This is a genomic window from Streptomyces gilvus (assembly GCF_022513565.1).
GTDB classification, from domain to species: Bacteria; Actinomycetota; Actinomycetes; order Streptomycetales; family Streptomycetaceae; genus Streptomyces; species Streptomyces gilvus.
Genome location: NZ_JAKWBE010000002.1, coordinates 209,080 through 222,616, shown reverse-complemented (window position 1 = coordinate 222,616; position 13,537 = coordinate 209,080). Strand labels below are relative to the sequence as shown.

Sequence of the window (13,537 nt, the reverse complement as noted above, 5' to 3'; positions counted from 1 at the left end):
CGCGCGCCCACGTGAATGTCGGGCTCCCGGCGTGAGCCCACAGGAATCCATTCCACCAGCACGGAGTCAGGAAGATGACAAAACGCGCCTTGGCCGTCGCCGCGAGCCCGCCCAGGAGACGCAGCAAGTACACCCTTGCGCCGCTCGTCCTCATCGCGGCCAACGTCGTGCTCTTCGGGCTGTTCTTCGTGTGGCCGGCGGTGATCGGGCTCGTCTACTCGTTCACGAACTACACGGGCGTGGGGGCGTTCCAGTTCATCGGCCTGGACAACTACCACAACCTGTTCGGGGACTCCACCTTCTACGACGCCCTGACCCGGACGCTGTTGTACGCCGTCCTCTTCGTCCCGCTGAACTTCGCGCTCTCGCTGGCCGCCGCCAACCTGGTGGTGAGCAAGCACGCCAAGGGCGTCACCGTCGCCCGCGTCATCTTCTTCATTCCGTGGCTGCTGTCGCCCATCGTCGTGGGTGTCCTGTGGCGGTGGCTGTTCGGTGAGAACTTCGGCCTCGTCAACTACGTCATCGAGAAGCTCGGCGGAAGTGCCGTGCCGTGGCAGTCGAACGCGGACCTGTCGTTGCTGGTGGTCGTGATGGCGGCGTCCTGGGCCTGGACGGGCTTCTCGATGCTGCTGTTCATCGCGGCGATCAAGAACGTGCCGGTGTCGTACTACGAGGCGGCCGCGCTCGACGGCGCCGGGCCGTGGCGCCAGTTCGTCAGCATCACGCTGCCGAGCATCGCGCCCACCTCGTTCATCGTCATCCTGCTCAACACGATCAACGCGATGAAGGAATACCCGCTGTTCGTCTCCCTCAACAACGGCGGACCCGGAACCTCGAACAACCTGCTGGTCCAGTACATCTACCAGACCGGCTTCCAACGGGGCCAGATCGGCTACGCGAGCGCCGCGTCGTTCGTGCTCATGCTCATCCTGATGGCCGTCGCGATCGTCCAGCTGATCGTCAACCGGCGGGTGGAGAACCGATGACAACCACAGACATCCCACGCCCGGTCGAGAAGGGTTCCGGACCGGCCGTCCCCAGAAAGCGGTCCCGCGGCGCGGCCACCGGCGGGCTGCGGCAGGCGGTGTCCGCGACGACACTGCTGTGGATCCTGGCGTGCCTCTACGGCCTGCCGGTGCTCTGGTTCGTCCTCAGCTCCCTCAAGCCGGCCAGCGACCTGTTCTCCTATCCGCTGTCGCTGGTTCCGCACAACCCCACCCTGTCGGGCTACCTGACGGCCTGGCGCAGCGCCAACTTCTCCCAGTACTTCATCAACACGACCATCGTGTGCGTGATCACGACGATCCTCACGGTGGGCGTCAGCTGCTGCACCGGGTACGCATTGGCCAAGTACGACAACAAGTGGCTCAAGGTGTTCTTCATCTGCATCCTGGCCACCACGATGCTGCCGTCCGAGGTCATGCTCGCCCCGGAGTTCCTGGTGGTCCGCAACCTCGGCCTCTACAACTCCTTCGCCGGCATCATCCTCCCGGCCGTGCTCACCGCGACCGGATGCTTCATGTTCCGCCAGTTCTTCCTGACGGTTCCCGACGAACTCGTGGAAGCGGCGCGCATCGACGGCGCCCGCGAACTGTCGATCTTCCTGCGGATCATGGTGCCGCTCTCCCGGCCCATCATGCTGACCCTCGCCATCCTGTCCTTCCAGTGGCGGTGGAACGACTACATCTGGCCGCTGCTGATGCTCAACGACCCCAACAAGTTCACCGTGCAGATCGGCATCCAGAGCATCGTCGGCGCGCAGAACATCAACTGGTCGGTCCTGCTCGGCGCGTCGGTCATCTCCATGATCCCGCTGATCGTGATCTTCCTGGTCTTCCAGCGCTACGTCATGGGTGCCGACATCAACGCCGGACTGAAGGACTGATCTTGCACAACCCGCTCGACCACGAGTTCGTCCGTGCGGTCGCCGCCGCCGCCGACCGGTCGGCCGTCCCGATGGTGGCGGCGCCCGACGAGGAGCCCGCCGGTGTGACCCACCGCGTTCTGGCCCGGCGGGTGAAGACCCTGGTCGCGGCGTACCGGTCCCCGGACTCGGCACTGCACGGCAGCGAGCGGGCCGTCGCCGCCGCGACGACCCACCTGCGTGCCCTGCGGGCCGCGCAGACCGGCACCGGCCTCTTCGCCGGCGGCGACAATGTGCAGTCCCCGCCGGACTCCGCGTTCTCCGTCAACGACGTGTGCGACGCGTACGTCCTCGCGGCCGGCGGAGGGCCGGAACTGCACGCGGTCGAGGCGGCGCTGGCCGAGATCGCCGGCGCCGCCGCGGACAGTCTCCGGACCGGCGGGGTGCACACCCCGAACCACCGCTGGGAGCTGAGCGCGGCGCTCGCCCGTCTGCACCGGTCGTTCCCCGACGACCGACTCCTCGACCGCGTCGAGGAGTGGCTCGCCGAGGGCGTCGACATCGACACGGAGGGCCTGTACTCGGAACGCAGTGCCGTCTACGCGTCCCTCGTGACCAACCCCTCGCTGCTCCTGCTCGCCGACGTGCTCGACCGCGCCGACCTGCTGGAGGCCGTCGAGCGCAACCTCGCCACGACGCTGGACCTCATCCGGCCGGACGGCACGGTGGAGACCGTCCACTCGCGCCGCCAGGACCAGAAGCTCTCGTTCCCGCTGTGGCCCTATCTGCCGCACTACCGGCTGCTCGCGATCCGCACCGGCCGGGGGGACTTCGCCCGCGCGGCCCGACTGGCGGCCGTCGGCGGCATCGACGACCCCGACCTGCTCGCCCAGACCCTCCTCATCCCGGATCTGTGCCGCGCCCTGCCGGCCCCGGACACGGAGAAACTCCCGCGCGACCGGTACCTCACCACCGCACGCCTAGCCGCCCGCGCCTCCGCCACCGCGCACACCGTGGTGTACGGCGGCTCCGACGTGCCCGAGCACCGGCGCATCCGTTCCGGCCTCGCCTGCAATCCCACGTTCCTGCGCCTGTTCGCCGGAGCCGCCGTCCTCGACGCGGTCCGGCTCTCGCGGAGCTTCTTCGACCTGGGCCCGTTCCGCGCGGCCCGGATGGAGCAGCTCGCCGCCAGCCGCTACCGGCTCACCGAAACCCTCACGACCGCCTACTACCAGCCGCTCCCACCGGGGCAGCGACGGGACGACGGCGTCTACCGCCTGGTCGACGAGGGACGCTTCTCGGCCGCGATGGCCTTCCCGGACCGGCCACGCGACGAGGTCTCCCACACGACCCGCGTCGAGGCGGACCTCCTCGAGGACGGTGCCGACCTGCGCATCGACATCAGCGGACCCCCGGTGCCGTGGGCCCTCGAACTGACCTTCCGGCCCGGCGGAGTGCTCGACGGCGCCGTACCGACCGGCGAGGGACGCTGGTGCCTGACGACCGGGCCGATGACCTACCGGGTCGGCGAGGACGAGATCCGGGTCGAGCTCGGCGTCGAGTCCTGTGAACCGCTCGCCGGACCGGACCGCGGCGACATACTGCGCTACGACCCCGGCCAGGACCACACCGTGGTGGGGGGCACGGATGCGACGACCGGGAACCGCGTCTACGTCGGGGGACAGGGCCCACAGACACTGACCGTCGCCCTGCGCGCCCACTCGACCGACGGCATGAAGGACTGATCTCCGTGCACCTCCCGCACCAGCGCGGCCCCCTCCACGACCTGCCCGACACCCCCGAGGCGTACGACGCCGTCCTCGCCGACGTCGTCGAGCAGGCCCTCGCCCGGATCACCCCCGAGGGCAACCTGGAACACCCGGACGCCGACGACGACATCGGCGACACCTCGCTCGGCGTCACCTCCCTGCTGGCCCTCGCCTGGCAGCGCTCCAAGGACCCGCGCCTGCCGGAGGCGGTGCACCGCGGCCTCGCCTTCCATCTGCGCGAGCGGGTCTACCGCGAGGACAACCCCGGCTACCCGAACCTCAGGGTCCGCGACTCGGGTCTGCCGTACGCCCGTTACGTCCTCGAGTCCGGCGCGCACCCCATCGGCGACTGGCCGAGCACGGTGTGGGCGCTGCTGCAGGCGGTCAACCTCCTCGACCTCGCCGAGGGACTTCTCGACGAGGAGCAGCGGACCGAACTGATGGAGGTGGCGCGGGGCTACTGGCGCTGGCTCACCGAGGCGACCTTCTTCAACCCGCAGGAGGCCGGCAACCAGGCCATCGGGTGCGTGGTCGGCGGACTGATGCTCGCCCGCCATCTGCCGGACGCCGCTGCGGACGCGATGCGCGAGCGCGCCATGCGGCTGTATCTCGACGAGATCCGCGCCCATCGCGTCCTGGACCGGGGTGCGCTGCTGCCGCCCGAGCACCGTGGCGCGTACGACAACAACTACGGCCCGATCTCCCTGTCCTTCCTCGCCCAGGCCCACCGCGTCAGCGCCGAGCCGGTCTTCGCCGAGGACGGCGACGCGCTCGCCCGCTACATCGACGCCCGGCTGACGGGCGGCGGCTTCGACAACGGCGGACCGCGCTACAGCGAACAGCACTCCGCCTTCGAGTCGGTGCTCGGACTGCGCTACTTCAGCGCCCGCGTCGGCTCCGACCTCGGCCGCTACCGGGGCGACAGCCGCTGGGCGCGGCACGCCGTCAAGCCGGACGGCGGAGTCGACGGCCATTTCGCCTGGATGCTCGTCTGGCAGATCCAGGACACCACCCCCTGGCACCGCGCACCGTCCACGGCACCCGCCCGGCATCAACTGCGCTCCGGCACGGTCTCGGTGGCCTTCGACGACCGGATGACCCCGTCCGTCGTGGAGGCCGGCGGCACCTACTACCTGCCCGCCGCCGTCAACCGCCAGCACGGCTTCGGCCCGGTGCTCGACGGCTTCGTCCTCTGCCGCCCCATGGGCGAGGTCCGCGTCCGGGACGTGCGCACCGACACGCTGACGGCGAAGCTCGTAGCCAAACCGGTCGTCGGCCGCGACCACGTCCTGCGGCACGTGCGCTCCCTGTACGTCACCGACGGCACGCGGCTGTGGACGACGGTCGCCCTCGAACGCCTCCCCGCAGAGCCGTATCTGCTCGCCGGACTGCCCTACGCCGCCGACGACGGCGACCGGGTCCGCCGCACCGCGACGGGTGCGGTGGCGTCGGCCGGGACCCTGCGGCTGACCCACCCGCGGACACAGGGGCCGGAACACTTCGACGCCCGCGCCGAACTCACCCAGGAACAGGCGGCGTTCGCCCTCGCCGCCGACCCCCGCGGCTACGGCGACCCCGACGAGGGCTGGCGCCACCTCGTCAGCTCCACCGCCTACGAAGCGGGCCCGGTGCCGGGTGCGCCCGAGGACCTGCACGTGTTCGCCGTACGGTACGGCTCCGAGGAGCCGCTGACCGTGACCGTCGAACGCACCGAGGAAGGGCTGACCGTGCGGACGGACGCCTTCACCGCCGTGATCGGCGCCGACGACGACCGGGGGGAACCGACACTGACGCTGCGGCCCTGAGCCCGCCGCCTCACACGCCGGGCACCACCAGGTCCGCCCGCTCACGTGTCGACGCCACCAGGTCGGCGTTGCGCTGGTCGCTGCGCATGACCCAGTCCACCGCCTCCTGGTGGCCCTTGCCGAACTCCTCGTGCCGGGCCACCAGACGGCGGATACGCTCCGGTTCGTCGAGCTCGCAGAACCAGACCTCGTCCAGCTGCTCCCGCACCCGCTTCCACGCCCCCGTGTCCAGCAGCAGGTAGTTGCCCTCCGTGACGATCAGCCGGGCCGTCGGCGGCACCGGGACCGCACCCGCGATCGGCTGTTCCAGCACCCGCTCGAATCCTGGCGCGTAGACGATGTCCCCGCTCTCCGTCTCGTCCCGCAGCCGCCGCAGCAGCGCCGCGTACCCCGCCGCGTCGAACGTCTCCGGGGCGCCCTTGCGCCGACGCAGTCCCAGCCGGTCCAGCTCGACGTCCGCGAGATGGAAACCGTCCATCGGCACCTGGGCCACCCAGGGCCGCCCGGCGCCGTTCAGCTCCCGCACCAGCCGCTCGGCCAGGGTCGTCTTGCCCGCGCCGGGGCTGCCGGCGATCCCGAGGATCGCGCGCCGCCCGGATCCGGCGAGGTCGCGGGCACGCAGGAGCAGGTCGTCGAAGGTCGGTGTCAGCGGCACACAGCAGAGTGTGTCACCCGCACGGTCCCCGCACGATTGACCCGTGTGGCGTGCGCCACAAGGTGCACGTCCCGTGTGCGGGGAACCGTAGCTTTATGACGCAACTCGGTCTCCCCGACAACATCCAGGCCTGTCTCTTCGACCTCGACGGGGTCGTCACCAAGACGGCCGTGGTGCACGCGGCCGCCTGGAAGGAGACGTTCGACGCGTTCCTGCGCGAGCGCGAGGGCGCGGACTTCCGGCCCTTCGACGCCGGCACCGACTACGACGAGTACGTCGACGGCCGCCCGCGCGCCGACGGCGTACGCACCTTCCTCGCCTCCCGCGGCATCGAACTGCCCGAGGGGCAGCCGGACGACCCGCCCGACGCGGCGACCGTCAACGGGGTCGGCAACCGCAAGAACCTCCTGGTGCTGGAGAAGATCCGCACCGAAGGCGTCGAGGCGTACGACGGCACCCTGCGCTACATCGGTGCCGTGCGGGCCCGGGGCCTGCGCACGGCGATCGTCTCCTCCAGCGCCAACACCCGGGACGTGCTGCACTCGATCAAGGCCGAGGGCATGTTCGACGTCCGCATCGACGGCGTGGTCGCCGCCGAGCGGAAACTGCCGGGCAAGCCGCACCCGGACACCTTCCTCGCCGCCGCCCGCGACCTCGGCATCGAGCCGTCGCACGCGGCCGTCTTCGAGGACGCCCTGGCCGGGATGGACGCCGGCCGCTCCGGCCACTTCGGCTACGTCGTCGGCGTCGACCGGGTGGGACAGGCCGAGGCGCTGTCCGCGCACGGCGCGGACGTCGTCGTGCGGGACCTCTCCGAACTGGGAGGCCGGGCGTGATCACCCACCGCTCCTACACCGTCGAACCCTGGGCCGTGCGCGAGACCCGTCTCGACCTGGACGTCCTCGCGCAGAGCGAGTCGGTCTTCGCCCTCTCCAACGGCCATGTCGGCTGGCGCGGCAACCTCGACGAGGGCGAGCCGCACGGCCTGCCCGGCAGCTACCTGGGCGGCGTGTACGAACTGCACCCGCTGCCGTACGCGGAGGCCGGCTACGGCTACCCGGAATCGGGGCAGACCGTCATCAACGTCACCAACGGCAAGGTGCTGCGTCTGCTCGTCGACGACGAGCCCTTCGACCTGCGCTACGGGCGGCTGACCTCGCACGAGAGGGTGCTGGACCTGCGGCGCGGGGTGCTGGAGCGGACGTGCGAATGGACCTCGCCGGCCGGGTCCACCGTCCGGGTGCGCTCCACCCGCCTGGTCTCGCTCACCCAGCGGGCCGTCGCCGCCGTCGCCTACGAGGTGGAGGCCGTGGGCAGCCGCTCCCGCGTGGTGATCCAGTCGGAGCTCGTCGCCAACGAGAGCCTGCCCGGATCCGACGGCGACCCGCGCGGCGCCCAGGCGCTGGAGTCCCCGCTGGAGGCGGAGGAGGACGTCGCCGTCGGGCACCGGCTGCGCCTGGTGCACCGGACCAGGCGCAGCGGACTGCGGGTGGCGGTGGCCGCCGACCACATCGTGTCCGGCCCGGAACGGACCACGTACGCGAGCGAGAGCAATGTGGACGTGGCCCGGCTGACGGTCACCTCGGTGCTGGAGCCGGGGGAGAGGCTGCGGGTGGAGAAGCTGGTCGCCCACGGCTGGTCCGCCGTGCGCTCACGCCCCGCGATGAGCGACCAGGTCGAGGCGGCCCTGGCGGCCGCCGGACACAGCGGCTGGGACGGGCTCCTGCAGGAGCAGCGCGACTACCTCGACGACTTCTGGGCCCGCGCCGACGTCCAGGTCGACGGGGACGAGGAGATCCAGCAGGCCGTCCGGTTCGCCCTCTTCCACGTCCTGCAGGCCGGCGCCCGCGCCGAACAGCGGGCGATCGCCGCCAAGGGCCTGACCGGCTCCGGCTACGACGGCCACGCCTTCTGGGACACCGAGGCCTTCGTCCTGCCACTGCTCACCTACACCTCACCGGGCGCCGTGGCCGAGGCGCTGCGCTGGCGGCACAGCACGCTGCCCGCCGCCCGGGAGCGTGCGGCCCAACTCGGCCTGAAGGGCGCCGCGTTCCCCTGGCGCACCATCGAGGGCTCGGAGGGCTCGGCGTACTGGCCGGCGGGCACAGCGGCCTTCCATGTGAACGCCGCGATCGCCGACGCCGTCGTGCGCTACACGGCGGCGAGCGGGGACACGCAGTTCGAGCGGGAGGCCGGCACGGAACTGCTGGTGGAGACGGCCCGGCTGTGGCGTTCGCTCGGTCACCACGACCACCGGGGCGCCTTCCACATCGACGGCGTCACCGGCCCCGACGAGTACAGCGCGATCGCCGACGACAACACGTACACCAACCTGATGGCCCGGGCGAACCTCCTCGCCGCCGCCGACGCCTGCGAACGCCATGCTGACCGGGCCGCGCAGCTGGGCGTCGACGACGAGGAGAGCGCCGCCTGGCGGGACGCCGCCGAGGCCATGCACATCCCCTACAACGACGAACTGGGGGTGCACGAGCAGCACGAGGGCTTCACCCGTTACCAGCGCTGGGACTTCGCGGCCACCGGCCCGGACCAGTACCCGCTGATGCTGCACTTCCCCTACTTCGACCTCTACCGCAAGCAGGTGATCAAGCAGGCCGACCTGGTGCTGGCGATGTACACCTGCGGCAGCTGGTTCGACGAGGAGCACATCGCCCGCAACTTCGCCTACTACGAGCCGCTGACGGTGCGCGACTCCTCGCTGTCCGCGTGCTGCCAGGCCGTCATCGCGGCCCAGGCCGGTCATCTGCGGCTCGCCTACGACTACACGGCCGAGGCCGCGCTGATGGACCTGGCGGACCTGGAACACAACACCCGCGACGGACTGCACATCGCCTCGCTCGCCGGCACCTGGACGGCCCTGGTCGCCGGTTTCGGCGGGCTGCGCCGCAACGGCGCGGGCCTGTGTTTCGCGCCCCGGCTGCCCGAGCGGTTCAGCCGCCTCGCCTTCAGCCTCCAGCTGCTGCAGAGCCGGCTGCGGGTGGAGATCGGTCCGGACAAGGCCACGTACACGCTGCTGTCGGGGCCGCCGCTGACCATCAAGCACCACGGCACCCCGGTGACGGTGCGGGCCGACGCCCCGGCCGTGCTCGTCGTCCCGCCCGTGCCCGCGCGCCCGGCCCCGGAACAGCCGCCGCACCGCAGGCCGAACGCCCATCGGTAGCCTTCGGCGGCTTGTGGCGTTTCCCGGTGGGCCGCTTCTGGTAGGAGTGGTGTGTCGGCGCGGGACGACCGGAGGGGGACGGGCATGGCGGCGAGTGACAGCGAAGGCCGGCTGGGGGAGGAGTTCTTCACCCCCGGCAGCGCGTCCTTCACCGAGTTCCTGGCCGCCCACCGCCCCGAGCTGCTGCCCACCCGCCGCCCCTTCCCGGACGGCGTCCGCGCCGCGCCCGACCGGTTCCCGCACGGCACCACCGTCCTCGCGCTGACCTACCGCGACGGCGTGTTGATCGCCGGTGACCGGCGGGCGACCATGGGCAACCTGATCGCGCAGCGCGACCTGGAGAAGGTGCACCCCGCGGACGAACACACCGCGGTCGCCTTCGCGGGGTCGGTCGGTCTCGCCCTCGACATGGTGAAGCTGTACCAGGTCGAGCTGGCCCACTTCGAGAAGGTCGAGGGCATCCCCATGACCCTCGGCGCCAAGGCGAACCGGCTGGCCGGGATGATCCGCCAGAACCTGGGCCAGGCCATGCAGGGCCTGGCCGTCGTACCGCTCCTCGCGGGCTACGACCCGGCGGCGCCCGAGGGCCGCAGGGGCCGTATCTTCAGCTTCGACGTGGCCGGCGGTCTGTACGAGAAGCAGCACTTCCACGCCGACGGCTCCGGCTCCCCCTACGCCCGGGGCGCGTTGAAGAAGCTGTTCCGGCCGGGCATGGACCGGCGCGAGTCGGCCCTGGCGGCGCTCCAGGCGCTGTACGACGCGGCCGACGACGACTCCGCGACCGGCGGTCCGGACGTCAACCGGCGGATCTTCCCCATCGTCTCCGTGATCACGGAGGAGGGCTTCGAGCGGTTGCCGCAACAGGAGACGGAGCAGCTCAGCCGCGAGATGGTCGAGCAGCGCCGCAGCCGCCCGGACGGACCGAACGCCACGCCCTGACGGCCCTGTCCCGTCAGGCCGTTGGGCGGCGGGCCCGGCCCGGCCGGCGAAACAGCCCGCCGAGTGGTCCCGCCCGCCCTCAGCCGCGTACCCGCATCTCCTTGCGCCACTTGACGAACTGCTGCTCCGGATCGCCGGTGTAGGACCAGGGAGTCCGGGTGGCCAGGGGCCCCAGCATCCGCAGCACGGCACCGGCGACCTCCTTGTCGCCCGCGTAACAGGCCGCGTGCGCCAGGTAGTTGAAGTCACGCACCTCACCGGGGGCGACTCCGCTGTCCGTCCGGCCGATGATCCAGCGCTGCCAGGTCCGGCGCACGTCGCTGACGGCGCCGTCGTGGCTCCAGTGCTGCCCCAGCCCCACGGCGCTCTGGCCGGCGTGGCTCGCGTCGATGGCGTAGCGGTACTCCTCCACCCGCGCGTACTGCACCAGCACCGGCAGTGGCGAGCCCTGGGGCGCCACGCCGGCCGCGTCGCGGGCGAAGTCGTACATCAGGCCGTGCGAGCCGTGCCAGCGCGCCGAGTAGTAGTGCAGGACCTGCAGATGGCCCTCCACGCTGTACGGGTCGCGCCGGTGCAACTCGTCCCACCAGCGCGCCAGTTCCTGCCGGCGCACCCCCGACGGGTAGAGCCGGGCCACGGAGATCAGCGAGATCCACGGTGTCGGATCGTCCACGTACGCCTCCGCCGCCTGCAGACACGCCGTCACCGCGGTGTCGATGCGGTGCTGGTCGATCGCCGCGCCCCGGCCCGCGGCGATCGCCAGGTTGAACGCCCGGGCCGTCTCCGTGGCCGCCCGCAGCACCAGCGCGTCGGCGCTGTACGGCTCGGCGGCCAGCCACGACTCCGCCGTCGAGGTGCTCGCGCAGGCCTGGGCGAGCAGCCGGATGCGGTGGCCGCGGGCGAGCCAGTCCGCGCCGGTGGCCCGCAGCAGGTCCCGCAGGCCCTGCCAGCGACCGATGACGATGTCGTGGGTGGCGTTGGTCAGGACGGCGTCCCCGCAGTCGGGGTCGAAGTCGGGGGCGAAACGGTCGCGCGCCATCGGGGTCTCCCTCAGAAGTCGGTGGAGAGACCTTCGTGCGCCCGGGAATCCGCGGCGGCGTACGGGTCCGAGACGTACTCCGCCTCCACGGTGCGGGTGGCGTCCAGCCGGGCGGGGCGGTAGTACTCGCTGCCCTGTCTCCAGTACCAGAGCATCGGGACGAGGCCGACGGCGAGCCCGCCGATGCCGATCGCGATGGCCGCTGTGTCCAGTTCGCCCAGCGACTCGACGAAGATCCAGAACATGAACAGGGCGCCGAACAGCGGCCACAGGCCGCCGAGGAGGAAGTTGCCCACGGACTTCGTCAGCATCTTGCGGTAGGCGACGACGACCGCGAGGCCCGCGAGGCCGTAGTAGACGGCGATCTGCAGGCCGATCGCCGAGATCGCGTCGGCGAGGATGTCGCCCACCGAGCCGAGGGCGTTGGAGGCGATGAACATCGCCAGCGCCACTCCGCCGACCACGACGATCGCCACGTGGGGCGTGTTCCAGGTGCGGTGCACCCGGCCGAGCGCGGGGGGCATCGTACGGTCGCGGCCCATCGCGAACAGGGAGCGCGTGACCTGGATGAGGGTGGTCTCCAGGGTGGCGATGGTCGACAGCATCACCGCCACGATCAGCAGCTTTCCGCCCAGGCCCGGCCAGATCTCCTCGCCGAGCACGCCCAGCACGTTGGCGTCGTTGGCGTCGATCTGCTTCGAGGTGAGGATGACGTTCACCGCGATGGTGAACACCTCGAACAGCAGGAAGACGATGCCCACGCCGATCAGGCCGGCCAGTCCGGTCGTACGACGGCTGTTGCGGGTCTCCTCGCTGAGGTTGCTGGTGACGTCCCAGCCCCAGTAGTAGAAGGCGGCGACCAGGGCGCCCGAGGCGAAGCCCGAGACGCCGTCGAAGTGGGAGAAGCCCAGCCAGGACCACTCGAAGGAGCGGGCGTTGCCGGTGTGGAACAGGGCGAGGACGGCGAACAGCGCCAGGATGGCGAGTTCGATGCCGGACATGACCAGCTGGGCGCGGACGGTGAGACGGGCGCCGCCCAGCACCACGAGCAGCATCACGATGAACCAGGCCGCCCCGACCACCGTCGACAGCGCGGTGTTGCCGGCCAGGTCCGGGTCGAACAGCGACAGCGTCATGGAGCCGGCCGGCAGCGAGCCCGCCACCATGAAGATGGTCGCCGAGATCACCAGCGCCCAGCCGCTGATGAAGCCGAGAAAGGGATGCAGCGTGCGGCCCACCCAGGAGTAGCTGGCGCCCGCGTTGACGTCGATGCGGCTGAGATAGCTGAACGCCAGGGCGATGCCCAGCATGGGTATCGCGCAGTACAGCAGCGCGGCGGGGCTGGCCAGCCCCACGGCGCCGACGAGCACCGCGGTGGTGGCGGCGATCGAGTAGGCCGGGGCGCTGCCCGCGACGGCCATCACGACCGTGTCGAAGGTACCGAGGGCATTGGCCTGCAGGCCTCTGCCCCTGATGTTGCTCATGATGCGCTGCTTTCCGTCATGCACGACGCGAGGACGACCTGGCCCCGACGACGTAGGGGTGGGGTGTGGCGAACTCACCGCCGGCCGAAGAGGGTTGGCCTCGGGCCGGAGATGGGCGAAGGGTGGAGGTATCCGCCCGGTCGATGCGTCGCCGGGCGGTGACAGCGTGTGTGCGAGTGATGATAGCCGCACTCGTTGACGTTTCAATATTGACCTGGGGGTAACCTCCTGGGCCGCCCGGGACCGATGAGGTTGGACGGCGCGCAACGGGAAACGCGGATCGGGACACCGTACGGACGATGAACCGCCGCAGGGCGCCAGGAGGTATCCATGGGCACCGACCCGATGGCCGACGACGTCTACCAGCCCACCGGGAGCAACGAGGAGCAGGAGGACGCGGCGCCGCTGGACCTGCAGGACGCCGTCGACGAGCGCGACTACGACGACACCCTCGACGAGGGCTACTCGCCGCCCGAGAAGCCCCTCGGCGTCACCCGGCACGGCACCACGGCCGCCGAACAGCACGACGGCGAGAGCCTCGACGAGCGGCTCGCCGAGGAGGTCCCCGACGTGACCGCGCGCCCGGGCGACGAGGTCGGCGACCTGCCCGGGGGCGAGGGCGAACCCGTCGACCCCGAGGCCGGTGCGGACCGCGCCGGACGCCTGGTCGCCCCGGACGAGGGCGCCCACGCCGACACCACGAAGGAGGAGGTCGCCTCGGACGTGGGCATCGACGGCGGGGCGGCCGGCGCCGAGGAGGCCGCCGTCCATGTCGTCGAGGACAGGGAACTGCCCGACCTGTGA

General features: G+C 71.3%; 11 protein-coding genes. 8 read left to right on the top strand and 3 right to left on the bottom strand.

Annotation, left to right across the window (positions count from 1 at the left end; translation table 11 throughout):
* The first annotated feature begins 74 nt into the window (after window positions 1-74).
* Genes MKW14_RS05170 through MKW14_RS05155 form a run of 4 tightly spaced genes read left to right on the top strand, consistent with a single transcriptional unit; the run spans window position 75 to window position 5,438 of the window.
* The gene (locus MKW14_RS05170; protein ID WP_240859228.1) at window positions 75-986 is read left to right on the top strand and encodes a carbohydrate ABC transporter permease; all 912 of its coding nucleotides are present in this window, start codon (window positions 75-77) and stop codon (window positions 984-986) included.
* Window positions 983-1,885, top strand: coding sequence for a carbohydrate ABC transporter permease (locus MKW14_RS05165; RefSeq protein ID WP_240859226.1), 903 nt, complete (start codon window positions 983-985; stop codon window positions 1,883-1,885). The genes MKW14_RS05170 and MKW14_RS05165 overlap by 4 nt, the downstream gene beginning before the upstream one ends.
* 2 nt (window positions 1,886-1,887) lie before the next feature.
* Window positions 1,888-3,609: a hypothetical protein gene (locus tag MKW14_RS05160; protein WP_240859224.1), complete on the top strand. Its 1,722-nt coding sequence runs from the start codon at window positions 1,888-1,890 to the stop codon at window positions 3,607-3,609.
* Window positions 3,610-3,614: 5 nt separating this feature from the next.
* Window positions 3,615-5,438, top strand: a complete 1,824-nt coding sequence (locus MKW14_RS05155) for a hypothetical protein (protein ID WP_240859223.1) — start codon at window positions 3,615-3,617, stop codon at window positions 5,436-5,438.
* Between the two features lie 10 nt (window positions 5,439-5,448).
* On the opposite strand, the gene MKW14_RS05150 is transcribed toward MKW14_RS05155, so the two are convergent.
* Window positions 5,449-6,087: a nucleoside/nucleotide kinase family protein gene (locus MKW14_RS05150; protein ID WP_276618585.1), complete on the bottom strand. Its 639-nt coding sequence runs from the start codon at window positions 6,085-6,087 to the stop codon at window positions 5,449-5,451.
* A gap of 101 nt (window positions 6,088-6,188) precedes the next feature.
* On the opposite strand from MKW14_RS05150, the gene MKW14_RS05145 reads away from it, so the two are divergent.
* The 3 genes from MKW14_RS05145 (at window position 6,189) to prcB (ending at window position 10,210) form a co-directional block, all read left to right on the top strand.
* Window positions 6,189-6,929, top strand: coding sequence for an HAD family hydrolase (locus MKW14_RS05145; RefSeq protein ID WP_240859221.1), 741 nt, complete (start codon window positions 6,189-6,191; stop codon window positions 6,927-6,929).
* A complete protein-coding gene (locus MKW14_RS05140; protein WP_240859219.1) occupies window positions 6,926-9,271 on the top strand; it encodes a glycoside hydrolase family 65 protein in 2,346 nt (781 codons plus the stop codon). The genes MKW14_RS05145 and MKW14_RS05140 overlap by 4 nt, the downstream gene beginning before the upstream one ends.
* A gap of 84 nt (window positions 9,272-9,355) precedes the next feature.
* Window positions 9,356-10,210: a proteasome subunit beta gene (prcB, locus tag MKW14_RS05135; RefSeq protein WP_240859217.1), complete on the top strand. Its 855-nt coding sequence runs from the start codon at window positions 9,356-9,358 to the stop codon at window positions 10,208-10,210.
* A 79-nt stretch (window positions 10,211-10,289) separates the two neighbouring features.
* On the opposite strand, the gene MKW14_RS05130 is transcribed toward prcB, so the two are convergent.
* Entirely contained in the window at window positions 10,290-11,249 is a 960-nt protein-coding gene (locus MKW14_RS05130; RefSeq protein WP_240859215.1) for a hypothetical protein, read from the bottom strand.
* 11 nt (window positions 11,250-11,260) lie between these two features.
* Window positions 11,261-12,733, bottom strand: a complete 1,473-nt coding sequence (locus MKW14_RS05125) for an APC family permease (RefSeq protein WP_240859214.1) — start codon at window positions 12,731-12,733, stop codon at window positions 11,261-11,263.
* 330 nt (window positions 12,734-13,063) lie between these two features.
* Between MKW14_RS05125 and MKW14_RS05120 the strand changes: the two genes are divergently transcribed.
* Complete coding sequence (locus MKW14_RS05120; protein ID WP_240859213.1) at window positions 13,064-13,537, top strand: DUF5709 domain-containing protein; 474 nt, start codon at window positions 13,064-13,066, stop codon at window positions 13,535-13,537.

Excerpts from the sequence above, each read along its gene's own strand:
- MKW14_RS05170 (WP_240859228.1), top strand. The coding sequence starts at position 75 with ATGACAAAACGCGCCTTGGCCGTCGCCGCGAGCCCGCCCAGGAGACGC.
- MKW14_RS05165 (WP_240859226.1), top strand. The coding sequence starts at position 983 with ATGACAACCACAGACATCCCACGCCCGGTCGAGAAGGGTTCCGGACCG.
- MKW14_RS05145 (WP_240859221.1), top strand. The coding sequence starts at position 6,189 with ATGACGCAACTCGGTCTCCCCGACAACATCCAGGCCTGTCTCTTCGAC.
- prcB (WP_240859217.1), top strand. The coding sequence starts at position 9,356 with ATGGCGGCGAGTGACAGCGAAGGCCGGCTGGGGGAGGAGTTCTTCACC.
- MKW14_RS05130 (WP_240859215.1), bottom strand. The coding sequence starts at position 11,249 with ATGGCGCGCGACCGTTTCGCCCCCGACTTCGACCCCGACTGCGGGGAC.
- MKW14_RS05125 (WP_240859214.1), bottom strand. The coding sequence starts at position 12,733 with ATGAGCAACATCAGGGGCAGAGGCCTGCAGGCCAATGCCCTCGGTACC.
- MKW14_RS05120 (WP_240859213.1), top strand. The coding sequence starts at position 13,064 with ATGGGCACCGACCCGATGGCCGACGACGTCTACCAGCCCACCGGGAGC.